Origin of the sequence: Gemmatimonas sp. (assembly GCF_044344655.1) — a bacterium.
Lineage (GTDB): Bacteria > Gemmatimonadota > Gemmatimonadetes > Gemmatimonadales > Gemmatimonadaceae > Gemmatimonas.
Genome location: NZ_JBIJCN010000012.1, coordinates 41,231 through 61,198, shown reverse-complemented (window position 1 = coordinate 61,198; position 19,968 = coordinate 41,231). Strand labels below are relative to the sequence as shown.

At 64.6% G+C, this 19,968-nt stretch carries 17 protein-coding genes and 1 tRNA gene; 7 read left to right on the top strand and 11 right to left on the bottom strand.

Translation table 11 applies throughout. The annotated features are described in order from the left end of the window. The 6 genes from ACIQ51_RS05535 to ACIQ51_RS05510 form a co-directional block, all read right to left on the bottom strand. On the bottom strand, nt 1-597 hold a 597-nt coding region (locus tag ACIQ51_RS05535), incomplete at its 3' end, for a hypothetical protein (RefSeq protein WP_396204020.1). Nucleotides 598-2,195: 1,598 nt separating this feature from the next. Next, on the bottom strand, nt 2,196-2,594 hold the full coding sequence (locus tag ACIQ51_RS05530; protein ID WP_396204019.1) for a hypothetical protein: 399 nt from the start codon (nt 2,592-2,594) through the stop codon (nt 2,196-2,198). Next, the gene (locus ACIQ51_RS05525) at nt 2,591-2,776 is read right to left on the bottom strand and encodes a hypothetical protein (RefSeq protein ID WP_396204018.1); all 186 of its coding nucleotides are present in this window, start codon (nt 2,774-2,776) and stop codon (nt 2,591-2,593) included. The genes ACIQ51_RS05530 and ACIQ51_RS05525 overlap by 4 nt, the downstream gene beginning before the upstream one ends. A 14-nt stretch (nt 2,777-2,790) precedes the next feature. Further along, nucleotides 2,791-4,533 carry a DUF3631 domain-containing protein gene (locus ACIQ51_RS05520; protein WP_396204017.1) on the bottom strand — a complete coding sequence of 581 codons (1,743 nt, stop codon included), beginning with the start codon at nt 4,531-4,533 and terminating at the stop codon, nt 2,791-2,793. Beyond that, nucleotides 4,523-5,356 carry a bifunctional DNA primase/polymerase gene (locus ACIQ51_RS05515; RefSeq protein WP_396204016.1) on the bottom strand — a complete coding sequence of 278 codons (834 nt, stop codon included), beginning with the start codon at nt 5,354-5,356 and terminating at the stop codon, nt 4,523-4,525. Before ACIQ51_RS05515 ends, ACIQ51_RS05520 begins: the two co-directional genes overlap by 11 nt. A 62-nt stretch (nt 5,357-5,418) precedes the next feature. Next, nucleotides 5,419-5,631, bottom strand: coding sequence for a helix-turn-helix transcriptional regulator (locus ACIQ51_RS05510; protein ID WP_396204015.1), 213 nt, complete (start codon nt 5,629-5,631; stop codon nt 5,419-5,421). A gap of 61 nt (nt 5,632-5,692) precedes the next feature. Between ACIQ51_RS05510 and ACIQ51_RS05505 the strand changes: the two genes are divergently transcribed. After that, complete coding sequence (locus ACIQ51_RS05505) at nt 5,693-6,427, top strand: hypothetical protein (RefSeq protein ID WP_396204014.1); 735 nt, start codon at nt 5,693-5,695, stop codon at nt 6,425-6,427. Between the two features lie 135 nt (nt 6,428-6,562). Here ACIQ51_RS05505 and ACIQ51_RS05500 read toward each other — a convergent pair whose 3' ends face one another. Continuing rightward, a complete protein-coding gene (locus ACIQ51_RS05500; protein ID WP_396204013.1) occupies nt 6,563-7,474 on the bottom strand; it encodes a hypothetical protein in 912 nt (303 codons plus the stop codon). A 374-nt stretch (nt 7,475-7,848) separates the two neighbouring features. Between ACIQ51_RS05500 and ACIQ51_RS05495 the strand changes: the two genes are divergently transcribed. Then, complete coding sequence (locus ACIQ51_RS05495) at nt 7,849-8,163, top strand: transposase (protein ID WP_396204012.1); 315 nt, start codon at nt 7,849-7,851, stop codon at nt 8,161-8,163. Between the two features lie 191 nt (nt 8,164-8,354). Then, complete coding sequence (locus ACIQ51_RS05490; RefSeq protein WP_396204011.1) at nt 8,355-8,648, top strand: DDE-type integrase/transposase/recombinase; 294 nt, start codon at nt 8,355-8,357, stop codon at nt 8,646-8,648. A gap of 531 nt (nt 8,649-9,179) precedes the next feature. Here the strand turns inward: ACIQ51_RS05490 and ACIQ51_RS05485 are convergent. Continuing rightward, the gene (locus ACIQ51_RS05485; protein WP_396204010.1) at nt 9,180-10,637 is read right to left on the bottom strand and encodes a tyrosine-type recombinase/integrase; all 1,458 of its coding nucleotides are present in this window, start codon (nt 10,635-10,637) and stop codon (nt 9,180-9,182) included. A gap of 160 nt (nt 10,638-10,797) precedes the next feature. Between ACIQ51_RS05485 and ACIQ51_RS05480 the strand changes: the two genes are divergently transcribed. Next, nucleotides 10,798-10,886, top strand: a tRNA-Ser gene (locus ACIQ51_RS05480). An 84-nt stretch (nt 10,887-10,970) separates the two neighbouring features. Here ACIQ51_RS05480 and ACIQ51_RS05475 read toward each other — a convergent pair. From ACIQ51_RS05475 to ACIQ51_RS05465, 3 genes are all read right to left on the bottom strand, one after another. Further along, nucleotides 10,971-11,561, bottom strand: a complete 591-nt coding sequence (locus ACIQ51_RS05475; protein WP_396204009.1) for a DUF2911 domain-containing protein — start codon at nt 11,559-11,561, stop codon at nt 10,971-10,973. A 48-nt stretch (nt 11,562-11,609) separates the two neighbouring features. Next, nucleotides 11,610-13,274: a S8 family serine peptidase gene (locus ACIQ51_RS05470; RefSeq protein WP_396204008.1), complete on the bottom strand. Its 1,665-nt coding sequence runs from the start codon at nt 13,272-13,274 to the stop codon at nt 11,610-11,612. A 133-nt stretch (nt 13,275-13,407) separates the two neighbouring features. Further along, nucleotides 13,408-14,937, bottom strand: a complete 1,530-nt coding sequence (locus ACIQ51_RS05465; protein ID WP_396204007.1) for an FAD-binding domain-containing protein — start codon at nt 14,935-14,937, stop codon at nt 13,408-13,410. Nucleotides 14,938-15,107: 170 nt separating this feature from the next. On the opposite strand from ACIQ51_RS05465, the gene ACIQ51_RS05460 reads away from it, so the two are divergent. From ACIQ51_RS05460 to ilvD, 3 genes are all read left to right on the top strand, one after another. Then, entirely contained in the window at nt 15,108-15,866 is a 759-nt protein-coding gene (locus ACIQ51_RS05460) for an energy transducer TonB (RefSeq protein WP_396204006.1), read from the top strand. 76 nt (nt 15,867-15,942) lie between these two features. Next, nucleotides 15,943-17,793 (top strand): amidase, encoded by a 1,851-nt coding sequence (locus ACIQ51_RS05455; protein ID WP_396204005.1) that lies wholly within the window; start codon nt 15,943-15,945, stop codon nt 17,791-17,793. A 45-nt stretch (nt 17,794-17,838) separates the two neighbouring features. Beyond that, a complete protein-coding gene (gene ilvD, locus ACIQ51_RS05450; RefSeq protein WP_396204004.1) occupies nt 17,839-19,548 on the top strand; it encodes a dihydroxy-acid dehydratase in 1,710 nt (569 codons plus the stop codon). Nucleotides 19,549-19,968: the final 420 nt, after the last annotated feature.

Below are 19,968 nucleotides of genomic sequence, written 5' to 3'. Positions count from 1 at the left end.
GACCATAACGGCCGCAAATAGCCCGCCGAGATATCCGCGATCATCTCCTGACTGAAGGAAGAAGGAATTTCCAACGACCTCGAGGAGCGCACCGAAGGCAATGCCTCCGATTGTCACGACTCTAGGTGGCTTTTCTTCAGCAGGTCGCTCTAGGCCATTTGTCGACTTGAATTGGCGCAGATCACTGTAGCTTTCACGGATCTTATCGCGGAGCGTGGTGAGCTTATTGCGCCAATCGATTACGAGCGTGTTGAAGTCGCCGAGCGCCTTGACCGTTTCCGTTTTTATTGAGTGAACCTGTTGAAGGAGCTTCAGGTCAGTCAGACGGTTTTGGTACGTTTGGCTCTGTGTGTGGGCATCAATTTGCGCCCGGTTCAACTCTGTGCTGATTAGGTTAACGATCTCATACTCAACAACATCTAATTCTGATTGCGTCTGCGAAGGCTGATTGATCCTACCGCGCTCTTCTCCGCGCTCGACGAGGCGAAGAGATGCTACGACGCGTTGTTGATCAATTTCGATGAACGGATCGTCAAAATGCGGTAGCCCATAGGGGGCCGCAGAAAAGAGCGTCTTCAGATATGTAAACGGAGCCACGCGATCGGTTTCCCCGCGATTCAGTCAAGGAGGGTGAATCCGAAAAGAGCAAGTTGGTACTCGATTCGGCCGAGGTTAGTCTACCGAAGCACTCCGGCCACCATTTCTGAGCCGAAATCCTTGAGCGAGATTCACCCTGAGTCGGTGCGAGTGCCCTCGTGCTAGTGGAGATGCATCAAGTTAAGACAATGGTGCGAGCTCGGCAGAGGTCCCCTGGGGCGAGGGTATCTGAGGGGGCTGGGTTCTGGAGAATGTTGTCGGACGAGCGCACAATCGCGTTTGCAAAGATTGTGGTAACCTAGAGTCGTGATTGTTCGTTGATGCGGTAAGTGCCGCGTCAACGAGGTGTGATGCAGGCGTGGCACCATTCCATACTGGACGTTTATGCAGACAAGCCGCCACGGTCAGGAACCTGCCGGTTAGGTGAGCTGCTAGGGAGACGGCAGATGAATCGGGGTTCGCTGAGCTTCCTCAAGTTGACGGCGGTCACGTCAAAGTTGATGACCAAACCGCCATTTTGATAAATCTTCGGGGGCACGCGGAGTCGCTTGGCCGCCTTTAGGTGCGTGAGAAACCGCTGTTCATTCCTGATAAACAGAATCTCGGTGCTGTTATCCTCCGGGGGACTCGCACTGTACGTCACCGCCTCCTTCTCGTCGAACCGGACCATTACAGAACACCCGTCGTAGGACGAGCACGGGAGCTGCCCACGCTCCAGGCGAAAGATCTCGTCGAGTCCGTGGCGTGGGTGCCGGCGAACGATCAGCGTGCCACTCTGCGGCTCACAATACGGTAAATCGAGTTCCACGATGTTGGTGCTGCTGAACGAGGCCGAGTAGGACAACTTTTCCGTCATCTCGTCCGTGTTGGTTCCATAGGACCATTGGGAACCGGGTATCCGCGGCAGCGGGGTTCTCGGTGTGGACGCCACGCTGGAGCTCGCGGTTCCAGAGGAGCGTGAGTCCCCAAGGATTACTCCGAAAAAACGAGCACTACGAAGACCAGTAGAGCTTTGCCCACACAACCCATGATTACTTTAAATTGACGGTGACGCACTTGACATAACTGGGCGCCACTGACACCGACTCCGCAAGAAGCTGGCAACTCCGCTGGGTGGAGTGCTGTTCCCGAAGGGGGGAGCGCCCAAAGCGTGTGCGTTCGAGAGGAGGCAACGCGTACGCCGAGGCTTGTGGGCGCGGGAATGAGCTTCCTCGCTGAGGCACACTGCAGGTACGCGTGCCCGGAACGATCGTGAAGTCGGGAGTTCAAGTCTCTCCACGGAGACTTCTTAAGTGATTGCTTTAGAAGGACATGAGAAACATCGGGCCAATTTTCGGCCGGGCATTTGTCCTTGTTGAATGCTAGGTAGTACACCGGATCTACTTCGTATCGCGGTTAGCCTTGTTGGTCGGTGGCGTCGGGTTCGTGCGGCGGCGCTTCGCCAGGATCGCCCGGTGGAACCCAGCGTCGGAGGGGGCCGTCGCCGATACGGATCAAGATGTAGCTGGCGACCGGTGGACGGTCGAACGCTGAGGCCAGCGGGTGCGGTGCCTTTTCAGTCGGCAACATGTCGTCGTCGGGCCAAAGCGCGTCGGACCTCATCGGGTCCACACCGCTCGCAGTTCGTCCAGCAGCGGCGCGGCGACATCGGGGGCCACGTTGCGTCGGATCGAGGCAACGGTAGCTGCGAGCTTGTCGCGCACGTCATCCACACCGAGTTCCGTAACGGTGCCGAGGCCGTGACGGGCTAGCACCTCAAGGGCGCGGAGTCGCTCGGACGGCGAAAGCATGGCATCGTCGGCGATGTCGGTGAGGATCGGCAAACGGTCGGCAAAGGCTTGGCGCAGGGCGGCGCGCACATCGCTCGCTGGCCGACCGGCATTGGGGGCACCGCGCTTCGGCCCGCGGCCTGCACCGGGCACGAGTGCGCCACCGTGTGGTTGCGGGATCGCCTGCTGTCGTCGTGTGGAAGACCCGCGTTCGGGGCGGAGCGTCATCGTACGTGGTCCTCGGTCGGTGTGTCGGTTGGGTTGGTGTCCGCACTGGTGGCCGCCCGATAGCAGGCGAGTAAGGCGTCGGCTTCGGCTCGGGCAACCACTGCACGGCGGGCGAGGTCGGCGGCTCGTTCACGCGCGCGCGCAAGGTCGGCGAGCAGTGAGGCGGGCGATGTTCTGGACATTAGGAAAACCATCCTTACTCGACTGGTTCGTGCTGAAGGGGCTCGTTTCGTACGATGCGTGCGGTGAACATCGGCAAGTCCGGAGCGTTGGCGTCTGTATCAACGTGCGTCCCGTCGTTCAGCGTGACGCGCACACGGCTGCCGGTGGTCGAGGCGGGGATCGCTGTTGCAATTCCGGAACCCGTGCTATCCGTTCCAAGTGTGCCACCCGTCGCGGCCAGCGGCGTTTGCGGAACGGGTGGCACGGGTGTCACGCATTCGGGCGGCCCCATCTGCTCATTGTCAGACGACGGGGCTAGGCGATCCCACACCGGTTCGAGCTCGGCCCGCACCCAGACTCGGCCGCGGCCACTTGGTGTGCTGGCGTCGCTTCGGGACAGGATAGGTCTGAGACCGAAGGGCTTGAGCAGCCGCCCGAGGCCAGCCGCTGTCAGTCCTTTGCCGCCGCGGTACTCGGCCCACCCGCGAGTTTCGTCCTCGGTAAGGTATCTGAGCAATTCATCAGACGAGGCCGCGCGCTTTTCAGGATGCTCACGGAAGTAGCAACGAAGGTCGGCAAGTAGGCGCACGCGGTCATCCGCGGGCTCCGCGGCCTTTAGGCTGGCTACGAAGTGCGCGCACGCGGTGCGGGCGAGGGCTGGCCAGTCGGCACCGGCTACATCGGCAAGCGCCAACAGCGGTTCCCAGACCTGAGCTTGCCGGCCGTCCACGCCTGGCGGCATCGGCACGGCCAAGGTGTTGTCGTCGGCGGCCTGCTCGAGGAGCGCGGCTAGGGAGGGGCCATAGTCGGCCGCTGCGCGGGCAAACTGCCGGCGAACGTTGCCAGCCCAGCGTGCCTCGGCGTGATCTTGACGAAACTTCGCGAGGCGGGTGAGTTCGTCGGGCGTCGCGCGCTGCATGGCAACGCGAAGGGTCCGCGAGACTGTTGCATCACCGAACGGTACTCCGATTGAGCCGACTGCCTTCGGGCAGTAGACGGGGAAGCACTCCACGTTGAAGGTGTCGTCCGCTTGCTTAGCGGTACGTGGAATTCCACCACCACGGCGCACACCGTCATTGAAGATGGCGGTGAAAGTGTTGAAATGTTCACGCGGTAGGGTGTCAGCTTCATCGAGAATGAGTGTCGGGGCGTCCTTCGCGATCACGCGAAACAGCGGCGAAAGGGAAGGGCTCACCACGGACCATGCGCGCGCACTGAGCAGGTGAACAAGCTCGAGCACCCGCGTCTTTCCGCTTTCTCGTGTCGGGCTCATGACATGCAGTATGCCGAAATAGCTGACGTGCTCTAAGAAGTGTGTGAGCCCGCACCATAGCACTACCGCAGTGTCGGCGTGCGGGGGTAGAATCGCATGGCGCTGCAGGTGCGCGCGGGCCACCTCTAGCACCTCGGCTAGCACTACCTGGTCAGTGGATGGCTCGGTCGGGACAATCAAGACGGTATGCGCGCTCGCCTCAGGTTCGGCGGCTCGTTGCGGCGGGGCAACACCAGCAAAGTCCAGCAGGGCCGCGCCCACCTCGGCCCGGAGTTCTTCGGGGGCATTGTCGGCGAAGGCGGCACGTTGCTTCGGGTTAAGCAGATCGAAGCGGTCAGCGTGCGTGATTACGTCGTCCACGGATAGCGTGACGGCCGGGCGCTTCTCCCCACGGTCCCATCGAATGCCGACCGCGGTGCGGTCATCCGTAAGCACACGCCGCTGCGGTGATCGCTTGAGACGCGCGCGATACTCCTGTTCGAGGCGCGTGGGATCAAGCGACATGTCTGCCCCCATGTATGGCCGCGTTTCGTACGAGGCGGGAAAGCGCGGTAGCGGGCAGTGGTTCGTGATTGCATGCGTTCCACACGGCGAGTGCTATAAGGGCATCGGCCGTGCTGCCGCCGCAATCGTGGAGCACGAAGGCGGCAAGCGTGAAGGCGGTATGGTTTCGGCCTTCACCGTCAGCGAGGGGGCGTAGTTTCGCGAGGTATCCCGCGACACGGCGGGTCAGGTCGCCGGTCGGTGTGGTGGCCGCTCGAGACGAAGTTGTCGGGTCAGGGCGTTGGCGAGGCGTACGGAGTGCCTTGAGAATTGCCTCGGGGAGTACGGCCCGGCTGAGATCGGCTGGCGAGCAGCCGGAAACCCAAGCGTAGCAGCGGCCATCGCCGAGGATGGACGGGGGAGCCACTACATAGCCACCGCTCCCGCGGGTGTCGAGCTCGGGTCCGAGCTTACGTGCCGTATTGCCAAGTGGTACGCCGTCGTCAGGCGCAGTGAAGTAGAAGTGGCGACCACCCTTCGGCGTGATCGCCGTCCACGTCGGCGGTAGCGGTCCGAAGCGCGCGAGCGCGGTATTGCCGGTGGGGCCGTCCACGTCCACCACTAACAGCCGGAGTGGGCCACCGGCCGAGATACCGATGTTGGCCGAGGGCATGGCCGCCGCCCACGCGAGCACGTGCGCGCGTTGGCTCGAGGCGTCCTTCACGCCGTGTGGCGTCGCCGGTACTTTCGTACCGGGGCGAATCGGGAGAATGGCGAGGCTGTGCGTGGTCGTGAGTTCGAGTGCGTGCGTCCACACTTCGCGCGGCGTATGTTTCAGTGACATATGAGCGTCGGTGGCGAGGCGTCCGGTGCTGGCCGGGCGCCTCGCGTCGTTGTGGGCGGTGGTCAGGCGACGCGCGCGGCGGCCGGGCGGTGCGCTTCGAGCCATGCCACAAGGTCGGCCTCGGCGTACATGAAGCGCGGCCCGAGCTGGAAGCACTTCGGGCCAGTGCCGCTCGAGCGCCAGCGCCACATGGTCGATCGCGAAATGCCAAAGCGGCGGCGCACTTCCTTTTCCGGGATGAGTTGGGGCGCGGCGGTCGGTGTTGTGTCGTGCATGTAAGTCCCTCGGGGTTGTTGGGGGGAGACCGAACGCCCACAGTTTGCTACACCCTGCACCTTGCAGCATACCGAAGCATCGACGAATATTCGTCATATGTCGACGAAAAAACGTCCATCCAAAAAAGCACCAGCCCGGACACCCGAGGGTCGAGCGTGCGACCGGTTCAACGATCTTTACCAGTGGTGGCGCAAGGCCGAGCAGCGTGAGGGCCGGAGTGCATCCCTCACCGGGTTTGCCCATGAGCTCGGGTACGATTCCCACAGCGCGGTGGGCGATATGCTGAACGGCCGCCGGGCATTGTCAGCCGATGTTTTACGGGCCGCGCGCGCGAAGTGGGCCATCAATCCCGATTGGTTACTCGGCTACGATGGGCCGAGATACTCCTTCAACGTGCTCACCGAAGGCACGCTTGAGGAAATGCTTGGGGCGCGTGTGCTGGCCCACGTCGCGGCGCGTATCGAGGCCGAACCGATCGAGGGCCGCGGGATCGCATCAACGCGTTCGCCGCTTGAGCTGGCCGAAGGCGCGGGCGTGCGGTTGGTTGCCCTTGTCGTCGACGCTGCCGAGGAGGCTTTACGGGCGAGCTATCCGTTCGCGGTGGCGGCGTCCCTCGAAGAGCGGGCGGTTGCGGATGCGGTCGCGCGCGTAGCGACAGACTCGAGCGAGGCCAACATATACGCGGCGAGCATACAAGCGGCAGTGGGTCAGGCCTTGAAGGAAGCGCGGAGGCTGGCGTTGCAGGGCGTACCGCTTGCTGCATCGCCGCCGGTCCGTATCGCGGCGACGCCCTAACGATGCGGCGCAACACCGCAGCAGATGGGTGTTAATTCGCGACCCTTGTGAGTGCTGTCAATACCGGGGCAAAGGCTGGCAGCCACAAAGGCACACAACGACCGAGCATGGTTCGCGGATTAAGCATCCTGCAGGCTATTTGATGACTGTAATTGTGCGGGTGATCGTTCTCGTGTTCGCCGTAACTCTTCGGATTGTCATAACAGAATCGATCAAATGGTCGCGAAGCCGATTCGTTTCAATGGCTGGCACGCCTAGCTTGATTGAGGTGCTGACACCTAGCGCAGTCCAAATCTTGGCGGGTGGCGCCAGTGACTCAGAATGGAGCCACTCGCCGTCACCGATGGTGATCGTGTTCTTTTCGCTCGCATCTACTGTAAAACTTGTTGGGCTTCGTCCAACAGCCGCGCCATTTAGCGTGATTGTCTCGCCGAATCGGTCCGTCTTAACTTGGAGGACTCGACATGAATTACTCCTTGACTTATTGCAGAGCCTTCTGTGTTCAGTCGCCTGGAGGAGAGCCGAAGAAAATGCGGATTCCGTCTGATTCTCATCTGGCTTAAGAAGATAGGTCTCTTGTGCAGAGATTGCGGCATCTATCAGATGAAGTCGCTGAGGCTTGTTGAGGCTATCGATAGTAATTCTGTTGGATGACGCCCACGATTTCCAAACCGCGAAAAACTGATTTTTTCTTCTAGAATACATCGAAAAAAGGGGGCGCAAATCGTCCTGAATTCGCACCTGGTTTGCATCAGGATTCGTTTCGAAGATGTCTTCAGCGATCTTCAACGCTGCCCCCTCAGCCTCCTTGAAGGCAGCCCCACGGAGCCCTATGGAGTCGGCAAATGAGAGAATGACTTCCGTTACTTTAGGCGAGAACAGCCGCAGTGCAGCATCTCTTCGGCGCGCAGCCGCTTCATCTGCTAGGCGTTCACGACGACTTGACGCGTCAAGTAGAACTTGCTGTTGGGAATTGAGGATCTCTTGCCTCGCTTCATGCCGACGGCGGGCTAACTCTTCACCACTCGGGAAAATCGCGTCGATCAACGAGTCCCACGGATTCGCCGTTCTCGGCCGAGATCGAGTTTCAGTCTCGCACCGAACTTGACCTAGAATGGTTTCCTTGCAGACGGTTGAGCTAGTGGTCGATTGGGCGCTTAGCTCCCGGCTTAAGACAAGGAGAGCGCAACTGGCGTAAGCGAAAAAAAGTGAGGATCGCGGACGAAGCACCACTTGAGTCTCCGTGGTCCAATTAGGAAGTGGATCGTGTACGGCGGTAACGCAAACATCATGAGGTCAAGATGAAGCTGTATCTACGACCCGCCCATTCTACCAGTACTAAGGAAGATTGTTTAAGTCAACACCTGAACTTGCCCCGCTTCGGTGGAGCCTCCATTTCTGTGAGAGAGGACGAGTCCCCGATGCCCCGTCGTCCCGCTGCTTACCCGCCGGCGTATCGCGAGCAGATCATCGCTATGGCCCGTGCCGGTCGTACGCCGAAAGAGTTAGCCAAAAAGTTTGAGCCATCGGAGCAGACGATCCGCAATTGGATCTTCCACGCCGAGGCGGATCGCGGGGAGCGCCCGGACGCGCTGACCTCCGACGAGCGGGAAGAAGTGCGTCGACTCCGTCGCGAGAATCGGCAGTTGAAAGTGGAGTGCGACACCTTGGGAAAAGCCGCGGCCGGGTTCGCACGGGAGTCGGGGATGATCCCGCCCGAGTCTTCCGCCTCGTGAGCACGAGTCAGGCCATGGCGCTCGTCGCGTCTGTGCGTCGCGTCGTTGGTATCTCCGCGAGTGGGTACTAGGCATTGCGACAGCGCGGCGCCTTCGGCGCGAGCACAGCGCGATGCGACGCTGACGGCGGCCATTCGTGCTGCATAGGTGTGCTTAGGCGGTTCGTTTGGGCGCCGCGCTTCCCGGAGGACATGCGGGAGGCCAGCCATCGCTTGGGGCAGAAGTGCGCAGCGCGCCTAATGTCCTTCGAGAGCACTCAGGGCGTCTCAAAGCGTCGTTCACCATCGCGCCCGCGCCGCAATACTCCCAAGGCCCCACCGGCGTCCGACCGCGTCAAACGGTCGTTTGCGGCTACAGCACCGAATTCGCTCTGGGTGGCCGACATCACGCACATCCCTTTGATGGCGGGGGCTCACTATCTATCGGTCATCATCGACGTGTTCAGCCGGCGCATTGTTGGCTGGTTCATGCGCGATTCGCAGTAGGCCGGCCTGATACTTGATGCGTCGGCCATTGCCGCGACGCAACGTCGGGGCACTAAAGTCATCCACTTCTTGGATCAAGGGGAGTGACATTGCGTGTATGCGTTCGGGTAGCGGTGCAAGCTCCTCGGCTTGCGGGCCTCGTTGGGCTCGCATGGCGATGCCTCCGAAAACGTGATGGAGGAGAGCTTCTTTGCAATGCTCGAAGTGGAGTGCCTCGCCAAGAAACGCTTCCCGAAGCCCTCCGACGCTCGGCTCAAGATCATCCACCATGTTGAACGCCGACAAATATCCGCATCTTCGTCACGCTGCTCAGGGGCAGCTCTTCCCGCTCGCCTTTGAGCAGTCCCATCCCGTACAATTCATCGTCCCTTGAAAGCCCAAATCCACCGGCTTTACGGTTCCGGGTGAAGCTCACATTTGTATTCGAGCCCTGACCGGCAGATGCGAGATCGGGCCATACCTCGAACGGCAGAGGCTCTTGGCGGCCGCCTAAACCCGGCAGAGGTTCCTTAGTCTCGGTGTTTGTCTCGGCTATGCTCGAGCCGATCGCGATCGAGCGCGTAGGAGGGGTACTACTAGCGTTTCGGGCGTATTGAGTGAGCTCGCGGCGCCGCGTGTGAGGGCGACAGCAATGTCCATGGCCGCGCGGTCGATTGCGTCGTGTCGCGCATCGTGGTGCAAGTGGGCATAGCGTTCAGTGGTGCTCACCTGCCGATGGCCAAGAAGGGCCGCTATCACGGGTAGGCTCGCGCCGTTCGAGGCGAGCGCCGCACCGACCGAATGTCGCAGGTCGTGCGGCATGACGCGTCTTGTTTTGTCTGGATCATCAAGGCCGGCCGCATGGCGTACAGCGTCCCAAAGACGCACGGGCTTTCCCATTGGCCTTCCGACGGCGGTGGGCGAGGGGAAGCACCACGGCGAGTCGACCACGCGCGGCAGAGCGGTCAGTAGTTCGATGGCCGGAGCGGAAAGCGGGCGATCGGTTGCACCAGTCTTCGTCGTCGCGTGGTGCGCTACACGCCGCTTCAGGTCAACGTTGTCCCACTGCAACGTGACAACCTCGCTGAGTCGCCAGCCGGTTAGCAGCATGAGCCGCAGCGCTGCCACGGCGTAGTGGTCGGACGGCCGCGGTGCGGGCGGGGCCGCTTTCCGAGTGTAGGGACCACGGGTGGGCTGTGTGCCATGCTTCGCCCTGCGGGCGGCAGGCGTGCTGCTGCCCTTCCTCTTCATGGCCGGTGACGGCGGAAGTCCCTCGCGTTCGGCACGGGCGAGCGCTGCGCCGAGGTGTGTGAGCTCGTCGCTGCTCAGAAAACGGCGGCGCTTTGTCTCGGGATACTTTTCGATACCGTAGACGGGTGAGGATCGCGGTGGCCGGTGGCCTTCGCGTTCACACCAAGCGCAGAATACTCCAAGCGCGGCGAGGGCGCGGTTGGCAGCAATCGGCGTCTTGCGCATGGCCTCGTGCAGCGCGGCTACATCGCGGCGCTCGAGATTAGCCACTTGGCACGCGCCGAGCCGTGGCACGATGTGGCGTTCCATGGCGGTAACGTAGTTGCCGTGCGTGCTGGTCGAGCGCTTCGCTTTGACGGTCTCGAGCCATCGGGGCGCGAGTTCGACCAAGGTGGGGCGTTGGCGGTCGGCCTCGAGGGCCGCGCGAGCGCGCGTCGTCCGCAGTGCCACTTCGGCCCGCTCCGCCTGGCGAAGCGCTGCCGGATCATGGCCCGCAGCAATGTCGGCGAGGTGGGCGGTGGCGAGATCGCGGGCCTTAGCGAGGGTGAGGTCGGGATAGGGGCCAAGATGCAGCAGCTTCGGGGAACCACTTCGGCCTTCACCGCGGACCCGATACCGCAGCCACCACGACCGGCTACCGCTCGCCGTCACGCGCAGTACGAGACCGCGCACCTTGCCGTCTGGGGTGTACGTGCGGCCGGTCGCTGGGGCGCGCGTGGCCCGTACCGCCGTATCTGTCAGAGGCTTTGGTGAAGGCATCGGGCGAGCTCAGGGCAGGGCGCGGGCGTGCCGGACTCTACACAGGTACTACACCGGTACTACACCGCTGCGTGATTGTGGTGGACACGCTTTGCGACAACGTGCCACATGATAGCACTGTATAGTATTGTATTTCAAGCATTTAGAGAAAAATCCGCGAAGCGTAAAGCGGCCGAATGAAACACGAAGATAGTAATTGTGGTACGACTCATAATCGTGAGGTCGGGAGTTCGAGTCTCCCCCCAGCTACTACATCAGTGGCAATAGAAAACGCCGCCTGCTCATCGCGAGTAGGCGGCGTTTTCTGTTCCTGCGTGTGCGGCGGAGACGCGGTTACTTCACCACCCATTCGGCGCTGAGGTGCACCGTGCCCCACATAACGGTGAATGCGCCCTTCTGGGCGCCCGGCGTCGTGCTTGGTACCAGCGTGATCGACAGGCTTTCCACCGATTGCGTCAGCGTGCTGGCCGTGAGCGGGATGCGCGCGAAGTCCTTGGCTTTGTCGTAGCGGCTCACGGCCACATCCGCGGCGCCGGTCGTTTCCTGCTGCAGGATCAGCGTCCAGCCGCTCGGCTCCGGTAGTACCTGCGCCACGTAGCGGCCGGCTGGTACGTCGCGGCCGCCGATCGTGAGCGCCGCGTCCGTGGTGAACAGCGTGGCCGCATTGGCGCCGAGGCGCCACACCTGGCCCATCGGAACGAGGCTGTCGGTGAGCACCTTGCGGCCGCGCAGATGCGGCTGGCCGTAGTTCACGCGAATGATTGCCGGCTTGCCGGCCGCGCGCTGCGCCGCGGTGTCGGTCAGCGTGAGCGAGACTTCGGTGATGGCCCGCGTGCTGGGTGCGGCGCGGCGTGCACCGGCTTGGGCGGAGAGCGCGGTGGCAGACACCAACAGCAGGGCGGCGGCGGAAAGCAGACGGGTCATGGCGGAAATGGGCTGGGGCAGGGGGAACGATGGCGTACGTGAGACAAACTAGGGGCGGATCGCTTCGCGCTGGAGGGCCAGCTTCACCGCCGCATAGGCGTCGACCACCCCGCCGGTGCGCGAGAGGCCGGCGAACGGGACCTGCTGCCCCTCGCTGCCAGGCAAGGCGACCATGAGCCCCGGGAAGGTCCGCACGGACTGCAGCACGATGTCGCGCACGTCGGCGGGCGACAGGGAGGGGAAGTACGTGAGCAGCAGCGCAGCCACCCCCGACACGACCGGCGCCGCCATGCTGGTGCCGCTTTCGCGCTTCACACCGCCGCCGGGCGCGGTGCTGAGAATGTCCTCTCCCGGTGCGAACAGGTCCACCTGCTGCTTGCCGTAGTTGGAGAAGTTGGTGGCCAGGGTGCTCGTCCCCTTCCACGAACTCGCCCCCACCTCGAGCCACAGCGTGGCGCGTGAGCCGTCGCGCAGCGCGGGCGTGGGGAACGAGGGGACGAGGTCGTTGTTTTCACCATCGTTCCCGGCGGCGTGCACCAGTAGTACGCCCTTGCGTTGAGCGTACCGCACGGCGCTGTCCACCTGCGCCTTGCCCGGCGAGTAGGCCTTGCCGAAGCTCATGTTGATGATGTGCGCCCCCTGATCGGCGGCGTACCGGATAGCCCGCGCCACATCGGCATCACGTTCGTCACCATCGGGAACCGCGCGCAGTGCCATGAGGCGCACGTTGGGCGCGATACCTTGCACCGCGTTGGCGGCGTTGCGGTCCGCACCGATGATGCCGGCCACGTGCGTGCCGTGCAGCGCGTCCGGACCGGTCACGTCGCTCGACCCAACCGACTGTGCGGCGCGCGGGAAGTACGTGGTGTCCAGTCCGTACTTCGCCTGCGATTCGTACGCCTTCTTCGCGTCGGCGATCTCGGTGGCGTTGAGGCCATTGGCCTCGAGCTGAAGCCACATGCGCTTGGCCTGCTCCTGAGCGGCCGTCGCCGGTGTGAACGCCGTCACCCGCGCGCGCGTGACTTCCCCTCCGCCCAAGGCGGCCAGGAGTGCGCTGTTTACCTGCGAGAGCATGCGGTCGATGTTGGCGATCTGCGACAGCGTGCCGCTCACCTCCGCGGACTTCTCCTGGTACGCCGACGCGAGCGAATCACATGACGCCTTCGACGGCTTGGTGAGACCGCGCCCGGCGGCATGGCCTCCGCACGCCGCGTAGAGGCGCGTGAGCTCGAACGTTTCCGCGCCCACGGCGGCACCATTCGGCGTGACCATCAGATTCCAGCCGTACACATCGTCCACGAGACCATTGCGGTCATCGTCCTTGCCGTTGCCGGCGACTTCCTTCGCGTTCTTCCAGAGGCGCGATGCCAGCATCGTGTGGGCGGTATCGACGCCGCCGTCGATGACCGCTACGATGACCTCGCGCCGCGGCTGTCGCCCAGCCAGCAGCTCGCGCACGGCTCGCTCGGACCCGACGCCCAGCACTTTGTCCGCCTCGTAGTCGAGCCGGTGCCAGTCGGCGCGTGCGCTGTCGGGGGCCGTGGGAGCCGGAGGTGGCGCTGGAGCCGCCGTCGGAGCAGGCGGTGGTGTGACGGTGATGGGGGACTGCTGCACTGGCTGGAGCACGGGCTCCGGCACCGTGGTGGGCGTGGCCCGGGTGCAGGCCGACGACACGAGGGCCGCGAGCAGCAGCGTCTGGCGAGGGCCGATCATGTCTACGCCTCGGAAGAATGACAGCGGATTGAGCATCGGCGATTGAAGACGGAGAGAATGGGAACGCGGCGCACCGTTCCTGAATGCTGATGAGGCGGACGCCGTGACGGAAGGTTCGGGTGGGTGGCCCCGGCTAGCGCTGGGGCGCCCGGAGTGGCGTCTGGCGTGATCCGTGGCGCTGCCACACGCGCGCGGATTCACCGGTGCGCTGCGCGCTCCGCTTGACGGTGTGCAGGAGGTCACGTGCCGCCGCGTAGGCCGCCTCGTGTTCCACGATGGGTGCCGGATACTCGCGACCGATCTGCACGCCGTGCATCTGCTGCATGAGCAGCGGCGTGCGCTCTGGGCGCAGCAGGTCGGCCGTTGGCAGCGCGGCAAGCTCCGGGACCCACCGCCGTACGAAGTCCCCGTCGCCGTCGTGCTCCTCCGCCTGCTTGAGCGGGTTGTAGATGCGGATGGTGTTGATCCCGGTGCTGCCGGCCTGCATCTGGCACTGCGACCAGTGAATACCCGGCTCGTAATCGAGAAACGCCCGGGCGAGCACGGGACCGCTGTGTCGCCAGTCGATCCACAGATGATGGCTCGCGAAGCTCATGACCATCGCGCGCATGCGAAAGGTGAGCCACCCGGTGGCGTGCACGCTGCGCATGCAGGCGTCGATCAGGGGATAGCCGGTGCGTCCGGTGGTCCACGCCTCGAGCCGTTCACGATCGGGCTCGGCGGGCCACACGGACTCGTAGAGTTGCGAGTAGGGTCGATACTCCAGCGCCGGCTCGCACTCGAGCTTCTGCACGAAGTGATCACGCCACTGCAGGCGCGACGCGAAGCTCACGAGGCTCTGCCGCCAGCGCCCGATCTCGTCGGCGCTGGTGTGCGCGCCGGCCGCGTCGTCTGCGAGACGCCGCGCCTGCCGGCGCGCGGCTTGCCAGACCTCGCGCAGCGACAGCGTGCCCCACGCGAGATGCGGGCTGATCCTGCTGCACGCATCGGCGGCCGTTGTGGGGCTCGACATGGCGCGCCGGTAGTCCATGCCGCGCGCCGTGAGGAAGGAGCGCAGCATCGCTACGCCGTGTTCGCGACCGCCAGGCTGCATGAGCGGGTAGGCGCGCTCCGCCTCGGGGAGCACGGGGTAGCGAATGGAGATCGGTACAGCCTCCAGTGCCTCGCGTGGGACCGAGCGTAGCGACGACGGCGCCGCGAGTCGTGGTGCCACCATGCGCGCGTGCCACCGGTCGCTCCAGCCGTCGCGCGTATCGAGCCGTCGCACCACGCCGTTGTACGGGGCCTCGCACATGGCGATCGTGTGCGCTCTGGCCCACGCCCGGACCCGGCGATCGCGCGCATAGCTCGGGGCGTTCCCGGTCTCTTCGTGCGCATACACACCGGCGATGGGCAGCACGCTGCGCAGCACCTCGAACACGTGCGGCAGGGGGCCCTGCAATTCGAGCAGCGGTACCCCACGTTCGGCAAGCGCGCGGCGCAAGCTGTCGAGGCTCTCGCGGATGAACTGGCCGTGCCGCGGGTCGTAGTCGTTCGCCGCGCGCTGCTCCGGCTCGTGCACATACACCGGCAGCACCCGCCCCGCCCGTGCCGCCGCAACGAGCGGCGCATGGTCGTGCACGCGCAGGTCGCGCTTGAACCAGACGAGATGTACGGGAGGCATGGCGAATCGAGGCGCGGCGATCGGAGGTCTCGGAGGATGCGTCGTACCAAGTCGTGGGGGCAAGGGGCACGGATGGGACGGCTCGTAGACACCTTGCCTTTACCCGCGCCGTACCGGATGATGCAGTCTCCGTCCCCGTGGTTGTGTCGCCACCTCACCGGTGCCTCGCCATGCCTGCCAAGCGCCTGTCCATGCACGCCTTCGAGTCGGCTCGACGGTTCTCGTGGCGTGCTGTTGTTCACCAGGCGATCGGCCTCGGCGCTCAGGGCGTGGTGCTGAGCGGTCTCGCGCTCATGGGTTATCTGGAGCACCGGCAACGAACGACTGCCCCTGTCGACGAGTCCGTGTCGTTTCGGGCACCGTTCCGAACGTTCGCGCCAGCGCCCTCTGAGGACCGAGTGAGCTATGTGGGGATCGGCGGGGCCCTTCAGGCGACCCGTGGTGATCTCGAAGTGCCCAGTGATCGCGGCACGCGCGCGATCGCCCTCTCCCGACCGGGCGTCGAGGGGGGACACGACCCGTCCGCGCCGCGGCCCGAAAGCGAGTCGCCGCGCCCCATGACCGAGATTGAGGTAGACTCCACCGCGGCCCTCGATCCCACCGCCGTGGGCCCCGAGTATCCCACCGAGCTCATGGAGCAGGGCATACAGGGGGTGGTGTATGCGCAGTTCGTGGTCGACAGCACCGGCTATGCCGACACCCTGACCATGCAGGTGCTGGAGCAGGTGCATCCCCAGTTCGTGGCCGCGGTGCGCAAGGCGTTGCCGCAGATGCACTACAAACCGGCCCTGTTCGCCGGCAAGCGCGTGCCGCAGCTGGTGCAGCAGGCCTTCGTGTTTCGCATTCAGCCGGCCGGTCGCGCGACCCCCGACACGTCGGCCTCGCCGGCTCGCGAAAGCCCAGCAGCCCCTCGCCTCCGCGCGTTGTAGGGGAGATATTGGCCCGGTTCACCAAGCCGGCCTCAGCCGGACTGGTCCGGTCCTCCCCTACTGTCGGAGCACTCGCGTGGATACGCCCATCGATTTCCTCGAGCACGCCCAGGCCGAACTCGAGGCCATGGAGCATGACGAAATGGCCTCGGGCCTCGATCGTCGCCAGTTCATGTTCCGCTCGCTCGTGGCGGCCGCCGCCACGACGTTCGGGGCCCGTGCCGCCGGCGCACAGGGGAGCAACCCGATGGCCTGGTTCGATGCCACCAACTACGCGTGGAGCGGGCGTGGCGTACCGGGCATGCAGCCGCCCGCGCAGCAGCAGCCTCCCGTGCCTCTGGGCAACGGCGAAGCGCCGGCGCTCCAGTTCATGCCGTATCCCGAGGGGACCGGGGCGCTCATGGAGAAAATGGTCGCGAAGCACGGCGTGAACGCGTTCAAGCGCAGCACGTTCGCCGTGGAGCCGTGGGTCGGCACCGTGCCCACCTCGCCCGACGACTTGGCCTTCCTCCCCGCGCACCGGATCGCTGCGCTCATCAGGGCGAGGAAGCTCACGTCACGACAGATCACCGACATCTATCTCGAGCGCATGGAGCGTCTCAACCCCACGCTCAACTGCGTGGTGACGCTCATGAAGGACTCCGCGCGCGCCGAGGCCGATGCGATGGACAAGGAGCTGGCGGCCGGGAAGTATCGCGGCCCGCTGCACGGCGTACCGTATGGGCTCAAGGATCTCTTCGCCACCAAGAACGCGCCCACGTCGTGGGGCTCCGCCGACTTCAAGGACCAGACGTACGACTACGACGCCGACATCGTCGTGCGCCTGCGCAACGCCGGGGCGGTGCTGCTCGCGAAGCTCGCCACCGGCATCTTCGCCCAGAATGACTGGTGGTACGGGGGGCGTACCAACAACCCGTGGAACCTCAATATCGGATCGAGCGGATCGTCGACGGGCCCGGGTTCGGCGACGGCCGCCGGGTTGGTGGCGTTCTCGATCGGCACGGAGACACAAGGCTCCATCGTGTCGCCGTCGATCCGCAACGGCATCAGCGCCTTGCGTCCCACCTACGGTCGCGTGAGTCGTCATGGCGGCATGGTGCTCTCGTGGTCGCAGGATCGCGTGGGGCCCATGTGCCGCACCGCCGAAGACTGCGCGATGGTGTTCAACGTGCTCCACGGCACGGACCCCAAGGACGCGAGCACCGTCACCACGCCGTTCAATTTCGACCGCAACATCAGGCTGGCGGGGTTGCGCATCGGCGTGGATGCCCAGGCGCCGAAGGAGCTCGTGGATCAGCTCAAGGCCCTCGGTCTCACGCCGCGTGAAATTGGTCCGCGCCCCACGGTCGCCGGCATCGGTGGCGGTGGCCTCAACGCCGAATACGCGAGTGCATTCGACAGCTACGTGCAGCGCAAGGCGAAGGAGTTCGGGCTCGATCTCAACGCGCTCCCGGAGCGCACCAACAACAACGCCCCCTTCGGCAACACGCCGCCCGCGCGCCCCAAGGGGATCAACGACGGGGAGCCCAACCCCATGGCGCCGGCCGACTGGAATCCGCGCTTCGTGGGCGGGCGCAGTATCCGCGCGCACGAATTCATCAGCAATCAGCGCCGCCGCCTCATGCTGGTGCAGAAGTGGGGCGAGTTCATGCAGGGGCTCGACGGCTTCATTGCCGGCCCGAACGCCGACGTGGCGCCCAACGCGCAAACGGGGCATCCGTGCGCGGTGCTACCGTACAAGTTCGATGTCCCGCAATTCGGGTTCGGTGGCCCGCGCGCTAACGACAGCACACCGGCCCCTTCGTACAAGGCGCAGCCCATTTGCGGTGTCATCACCGGCAATCTGTACAACGACGACATCATCTTGTCGGTGGCGCACCAGTTCCAGAAGGCGACGGACTTCCACAAGCGGCGACCGACGCTCTGATCGCATGGCCTCGCATCCCCGGCACTTTCCCACTCACTGCACACCATGAGCGCACCCAAGCTCCCCAGCCGTCACGCCATGCAGGGCCCGGAGCGCGCGCCGCATCGGGCGTTCTACTACGCCATGGGGCTCAACGAGCAGGAGATCGCGCGCCCGCTCGTGGGCGTGGTGTCGAGCTGGAACGAAGCGGCGCCGTGTAACATCGCGCTCAAGCGGCAGGCCGAGGTGGCGAAGCGTGGGGTCATCGCCGGCGGTGGGACGCCGCGGGAATTCACCACCATCACGGTGACGGATGGCATAGCGATGGGGCACGCGGGGATGAAGGCGTCGCTGGTGAGCCGTGAAACGATTGCCGACAGCATCGAACTCACGGTGCGTGGGCACTGCTACGACGCGCTCGTGGGAATTGCCGGCTGCGACAAGACGCTCCCCGGCATGATGATGGCCATGGTGCGGCTCGATGTACCGAGTGTGTTCTTGTATGGCGGGTCGATCCTTCCGGGACGCCACAACAATCGTGACGTGACGGTGCTGGATGTCTTCGAGGCTGTGGGATCATACGCGGCGGGGAAGTGCTCGCTCGAGGAGCTCACGGCACTCGAAAAGGTGGCGTGCCCCGGCGCGGGATCCTGCGGTGGCCAGTACACCGCCAACAGCATGGCGTACGTGAGCGAGGCGATCGGGCTCGCGCTGCCCGGCTCCGCCAGTCCGCCGGCAGCATATGAAACACGCGACCGTTACGCGGAGATGGCCGGCGAAACCGTGATGCAGCTGCTCCGCGACGGGCTGCGCCCACGGACGATCGTCACGCGCCAGTCGCTGGAGAATGCGGCGGCGGTCGTGGCGGCCACCGGTGGCTCCACGAACGCCACGCTGCATCTGCCCGCGATCGCGCACGAGTGCGGCATTGCCTTCGACCTGTTCGATGTGGCGGAGGTATTCAAGCGCACGCCACTCATCGCCGACCTCAAGCCCGGTGGGAAGTACCTCGCGAAGGATGTACACGACATCGGTGGCGCCGGCGTCGTGCTCAAGGCACTGCTCGACGGCGGCTTCCTGCATGGCGACTGCATCACCGTCACCGGAAAGACTCTCGCCGAGAACCTCGAGAGTGTGGTGGTGCCGGGTGATCAGAAGGTCGTAATGCCGGTGACACAGGCGATCTCCCCGACTGGTGGCCTCGTGGGGCTCACCGGCAACCTCTGCCCCGACGGCGCCATCGTGAAGGTGGCGGGGTTGGCGCATCTCACGCACAGCGGCCCGGCACGCGTCTTTGACAGCGAGGAGGCGTGCTTCGCGGCGGTCATGGAAGGCCGGTACGAAAAGAACGATGTGCTGGTGATCCGCTACGAGGGGCCGCGCGGTGGCCCGGGGATGCGCGAGATGCTCAGCACGACCAGCGCGATCTACGGGCAGGGGATGGGCGAGCACGTGGCCCTCATCACCGACGGCCGCTTCAGCGGCGCCACGCGCGGACTGTGCATCGGCCACGTGGGGCCCGAGGCCGCCGTAGGTGGCCCTATCGGGTTGCTGCGCGACGGCGACATCATCGACATCGATGCGGCGGTCGGCACCTTGAGCGTGCGCCTCACCGACGACGAACTCGCGGTCCGTCGTGCCGCGTGGACGCCGCGTGCAACCGACTACCAGAGCGGCGCGATCTGGCGCTTCGCGCAGACGGTGGGGCCGGCGCGCTATGGGGCGGTCACCCATCCGGGTGGTGCCGCGGAAACCCACGTGTACGCGGACGCCTGACGGTTTGCTTCGCGTTCCGGAGTTTCGGTGTGCGCGAGGCGCCGCTGCGGCTCGGTCGTTCAACGACGCAACCGCAACGCGAGCCGCGGTCCAGGCATCCGTCAGTTCGTCCGCGCTGCAACTACGATGAGCGCGCTGCCAGCGCCGTGACGATGCCCGCTGCAGCCAGAATGCGGGGACGAACAGAGCGATCCCCAGTGCACTCAGCGTGATCGACCACCACACGCGCACCGTGAGGAGATAGCTCGACGCGACCGTGGCGCTGATCCCCAGTGGGTACAACGCGACCCAGCGACGCTCCGGATGGGAGAACCAGAGCAGTCCGGCCGTACAGAGATTGCCGAGCGCTCAGCTCTCAGCTCTCAGCGCTCAGCGCTCAGCGCTCAGTGTGCGCAAGAGCTGCGTGTCGGCGTTGGTACG

Excerpts from the sequence above, each read along its gene's own strand:
- ACIQ51_RS05465 (WP_396204007.1), bottom strand. The coding sequence starts at position 14,937 with ATGCCTCCCGTACATCTCGTCTGGTTCAAGCGCGACCTGCGCGTGCAC.
- ACIQ51_RS05515 (WP_396204016.1), bottom strand. The coding sequence starts at position 5,356 with ATGTCACTGAAACATACGCCGCGCGAAGTGTGGACGCACGCACTCGAA.
- ACIQ51_RS05490 (WP_396204011.1), top strand. The coding sequence starts at position 8,355 with ATGCGGGAGGCCAGCCATCGCTTGGGGCAGAAGTGCGCAGCGCGCCTA.
- ACIQ51_RS05510 (WP_396204015.1), bottom strand. The coding sequence starts at position 5,631 with ATGCACGACACAACACCGACCGCCGCGCCCCAACTCATCCCGGAAAAG.
- ilvD (WP_396204004.1), top strand. The coding sequence starts at position 17,839 with ATGAGCGCACCCAAGCTCCCCAGCCGTCACGCCATGCAGGGCCCGGAG.
- ACIQ51_RS05525 (WP_396204018.1), bottom strand. The coding sequence starts at position 2,776 with ATGTCCAGAACATCGCCCGCCTCACTGCTCGCCGACCTTGCGCGCGCG.
- ACIQ51_RS05460 (WP_396204006.1), top strand. The coding sequence starts at position 15,108 with ATGCCTGCCAAGCGCCTGTCCATGCACGCCTTCGAGTCGGCTCGACGG.
- ACIQ51_RS05495 (WP_396204012.1), top strand. The coding sequence starts at position 7,849 with ATGCCCCGTCGTCCCGCTGCTTACCCGCCGGCGTATCGCGAGCAGATC.
- ACIQ51_RS05475 (WP_396204009.1), bottom strand. The coding sequence starts at position 11,561 with ATGACCCGTCTGCTTTCCGCCGCCGCCCTGCTGTTGGTGTCTGCCACC.
- ACIQ51_RS05485 (WP_396204010.1), bottom strand. The coding sequence starts at position 10,637 with ATGCCTTCACCAAAGCCTCTGACAGATACGGCGGTACGGGCCACGCGC.
- ACIQ51_RS05520 (WP_396204017.1), bottom strand. The coding sequence starts at position 4,533 with ATGTCGCTTGATCCCACGCGCCTCGAACAGGAGTATCGCGCGCGTCTC.
- ACIQ51_RS05530 (WP_396204019.1), bottom strand. The coding sequence starts at position 2,594 with ATGACGCTCCGCCCCGAACGCGGGTCTTCCACACGACGACAGCAGGCG.
- ACIQ51_RS05470 (WP_396204008.1), bottom strand. The coding sequence starts at position 13,274 with ATGATCGGCCCTCGCCAGACGCTGCTGCTCGCGGCCCTCGTGTCGTCG.